Source organism: uncultured Hymenobacter sp. (genome assembly GCF_964243305.1).
Lineage (GTDB): Bacteria > Bacteroidota > Bacteroidia > Cytophagales > Hymenobacteraceae > Hymenobacter.
This window is the reverse complement of record NZ_CAXTEF010000046.1, coordinates 22,375-25,409: the sequence shown is the minus strand read 5'-3', so window position 1 is coordinate 25,409 and position 3,035 is coordinate 22,375. Positions and strand designations below refer to the sequence as shown.

Genomic DNA, 3,035 nt, shown 5'->3' with positions numbered 1-3,035 from the left:
AAGCCGCAACCGGGCAGGTCCAGGAATTTAGCCTCATCCGGCCGGATAATCCGCATGTAGCTTTCCGCTGCGAAAACCTTGGCGATGTCTTCTAGTGAGTCAAACCACAGTTCGGTCGTGCCATCGTAGGCGGGGGCCGGCAGCCCGGGCAGGTCGAGGACCTGGGTGTGGCCCTGCACGTAGCGGCGCACGTACTGCTGCACTTCGGGCAGGGAGGTAAACAGGGGCGCGTGCTGGGTTTTGTGGTACTGCACGAACTCCTCCTGGGTGAGGTCGGCGCGTTTGCGCAGCAAAATGGTGAACTTAATCATGGGCGGAAGGAAAACGGAGATGAAAAATGTGGTTGAGTGAAAATGGTTGAGCAGCCCGGCCACTACTTGGTGACGCGGGACACGCGCGTGGCGATGGCCAGCAGCAACCGCCGCGAAGGCATGAGCCCGGTGCTGAGGGCCAGCAGCTTGTTGCCCCAGCCGGGCACGACGTTGAGGGCCCCGCGCAGCAGCCCCTGGTAGCCCGCGCGCGCCACCTGCGCCGGGTCGAGCTGTTTGCCCTGGGCGTTGGCGGCCTTGCCCATCCCGGCCCGGGCGACAAACCCCGTTTTCGTCACGTTGGGGTTGAGCACCGTAGCGCTGACGCCGGTGCCCCGCAACTCGGCGTGCAGCGCCTCGGTGAAGTGCATGACGTAGCTCTTCGAGGCGGCGTAGGCCGCCATCTGGGGCACGGGCTGAAAGGCAGCCAGCGAGCCCACGTTTAAGATGCGCCCCTGCTGGTGCTTTACCATCTGCTGCACAAACAAGGTGGTGAGGGTAGTGAGGGCCACGACGTTCAGGGCCAGCATGTTCTCGTACACAGCCGGGTCGGCCTGGGCCACCGGCCGGTAGTCGCCATAGCCCGCGTTGTTGACGAGAAAGTCAACCTGGAACGGCTGCGCCTGGCACCAGTCGTAGAGGGCCTGGGGCTGGCCGGGCTGCGACAAGTCGAGCGCCTGATAGTCGACCTGGATGCCGTACTGCTGCTCAAAGTCTGCCTTGATAGCGCGCAACTGGTCTTCTTGCCGGGCTACGATGACCAGGCTGGTGCCGTCTTTGGCAAAGAGTTTGGCCAGTTCGTAGCCGATACCGCCCGAAGCGCCCGTAATGAGCGCCCGCGGTTTAAGTGCTTGATTCATAAGGATGAGGGAAATTCGTGCGATTAGGTGCGCAAAGGTCCCGCTGCCAGCTGGCCGGAATCGTTGACGTTGGTTAAGAACGCGCGGTGAGTTCCTATTTTTGCCCCAACCGGTGGCGGATGCGGCTGAGCGACTCGGGCTGCACCCCGAGGTAGGAAGCCAGGTGGGCCTGGGATACCTGCTGCAGCAGCGCGGGCTGGTGCCGCTGCACGTGCTGGTAGCGCTGCTCCGGCGTCAGGAATTGCAGCAATTCAATCCGCTCATTGACTTGCTGGTACACACGTTCGGCCATTAGCCGTCCGAAACGGTCCCACCCGGGCGACTCGCGGTAGAGTCGTTGCACCAGGGCATAGGGCAAAACCAGGACTTCGGCGGCCTGCATGGCTTGCCAGGAGTAGCGGGACGGCTGCTGGGTCAAAAAACTCTGGTAGTCCGTCAGAAACCCGGCTGCTTCGGCAAAGCGGCAGTTAACTTCGTGCCCATCGGCCCCAACATAGTACATGCGGAAGAAGCCGGTGTTGACAAAGAAAATGGACCCGCACACCTGGCCGGCTTCCAGCAGCAGCGCGCCTTTAGCAACTGTTCGCGCTGCTACGTGCGGGGTCAACAGGGCAAAATCTTGCTCCGTCATCGGCAGTAGCGAGCCAACGAAGGCCTGTAGTAAGTGCATGCCCCAGTAAGATAACGTGATGCCGGCGAAGTACGCCCAGCAGCTAGAAGGACAAGCTGCTGCAAGCGCGTTCGTTCCAGCCGTTTTCTTCGCTCAGCTTGGTAGCCCAATGGTGGTAGCTGGCTTCGATGAAATTAGCTTTCTATTCTTTTCATTGGCGGGGAATCTACAAAGTTCGGTAAGGGCTACCCTGCGGCCCAAGCGGCCCAGGCGGCGGGCCTACGCTACTTCCAGCACGATTTTACCGTGAATTTTGGGAGCCGCTACCGCCGGGGCCCCGGCGCGCTGGGGCATGTGGCGCACACTGTCCTGCCAGGCCTCCCCCGCTTGGGCCAGTGGATAGGTGCGGGCCACGTCAACCTTGAGCGTACCCTGGTCGAGCAACTGCGCGATGTGGCCCAGGTCGTCGGCCGAGGGCTTGAACTTGAACATTACGCCGTGCACCCCGTGTTTGGCGGCTTCTTCCGGCGAAGGCGGCTGGCTGGTGGCAACCAGGTAGCCGCCGGCTTTCAGCACGGCGTAGGAGCGTTGCTGCGTGTCGCCCCCTACCAGGTCGAGGACGGCGTCGGCTTGGTGGACTACCGTCTCGAAGCGGGTGGCGTGGTAGTCAATCACCTCATTGGCCCCCAGGGCACGCACAAAATCCAGGTCTTCCGCGGCGGCGGTGGCGATAACTTTTGCGCCCTGTTGGTGCGCAAATTGCACCGCAAAAGCCCCAACCGCTCCCGCGCCGCCGTGAATGAGCACCGTTTGCCCGGCTTGCAGGTGCGCGGCCTGCAGTCCCTGCCAAGCGGTTAGGGCGACAATGGGCACGGCCCCGGCTTCGAGAAACGAGAGGCTTTGGGGCTTGGCGGCCAGGGTGGTGGCGGGCACCACGATGTACTCGGCGTAGGCCCCCCCGTAGGCGGGCTCGTCGCCGCCGGCCGCGCCGGTGCCGTACACCTCGGCGCCCGGCAGATGGCTGGTTACGCCCGCGCCCACGGCTTCGACCGTGCCGGCAAAGTCACCGCCGGGCGTCCAGGGGAAGGTCAGCGGGAGCAGCTGGCGCAAAGCCCCGGAAGCTCTGCCGGCGTCGATTTGGTTGACGGAGGCAGCGCGCACGCGCACCACTACCTGACCCGGACCCGCCTGCGGGGTCGGGATGTCTTCGTAACGCAGCTGGTCGAAGCCGTAGCCGTGCAATTGAATGGCTTTCAT

4 protein-coding genes are annotated in these 3,035 nt (G+C 63.5%); all 4 read right to left on the bottom strand.

Annotation, left to right across the window (positions count from 1 at the left end; translation table 11 throughout):
• Positions 1 to 311, bottom strand: a 311-nt coding sequence (locus ACFE70_RS18255; RefSeq protein ID WP_375419221.1) for an EthD domain-containing protein, incomplete at its 3' end; no start/stop codon positions are given.
• Between the two features lie 62 nt (positions 312 to 373).
• The gene (locus ACFE70_RS18250) at positions 374 to 1,168 is read right to left on the bottom strand and encodes an SDR family NAD(P)-dependent oxidoreductase (RefSeq protein WP_375419220.1); all 795 of its coding nucleotides are present in this window, start codon (positions 1,166 to 1,168) and stop codon (positions 374 to 376) included.
• 94 nt (positions 1,169 to 1,262) lie between these two features.
• Entirely contained in the window at positions 1,263 to 1,838 is a 576-nt protein-coding gene (locus tag ACFE70_RS18245; protein WP_375419219.1) for a Crp/Fnr family transcriptional regulator, read from the bottom strand.
• Positions 1,839 to 2,057: 219 nt separating this feature from the next.
• On the bottom strand, positions 2,058 to 3,035 hold a 978-nt coding region (locus tag ACFE70_RS18240; RefSeq protein WP_375419218.1), incomplete at its 5' end, for an NADP-dependent oxidoreductase.

Excerpts from the sequence above, each read along its gene's own strand:
- ACFE70_RS18250 (WP_375419220.1), bottom strand. The coding sequence starts at position 1,168 with ATGAATCAAGCACTTAAACCGCGGGCGCTCATTACGGGCGCTTCGGGC.
- ACFE70_RS18245 (WP_375419219.1), bottom strand. The coding sequence starts at position 1,838 with ATGCACTTACTACAGGCCTTCGTTGGCTCGCTACTGCCGATGACGGAG.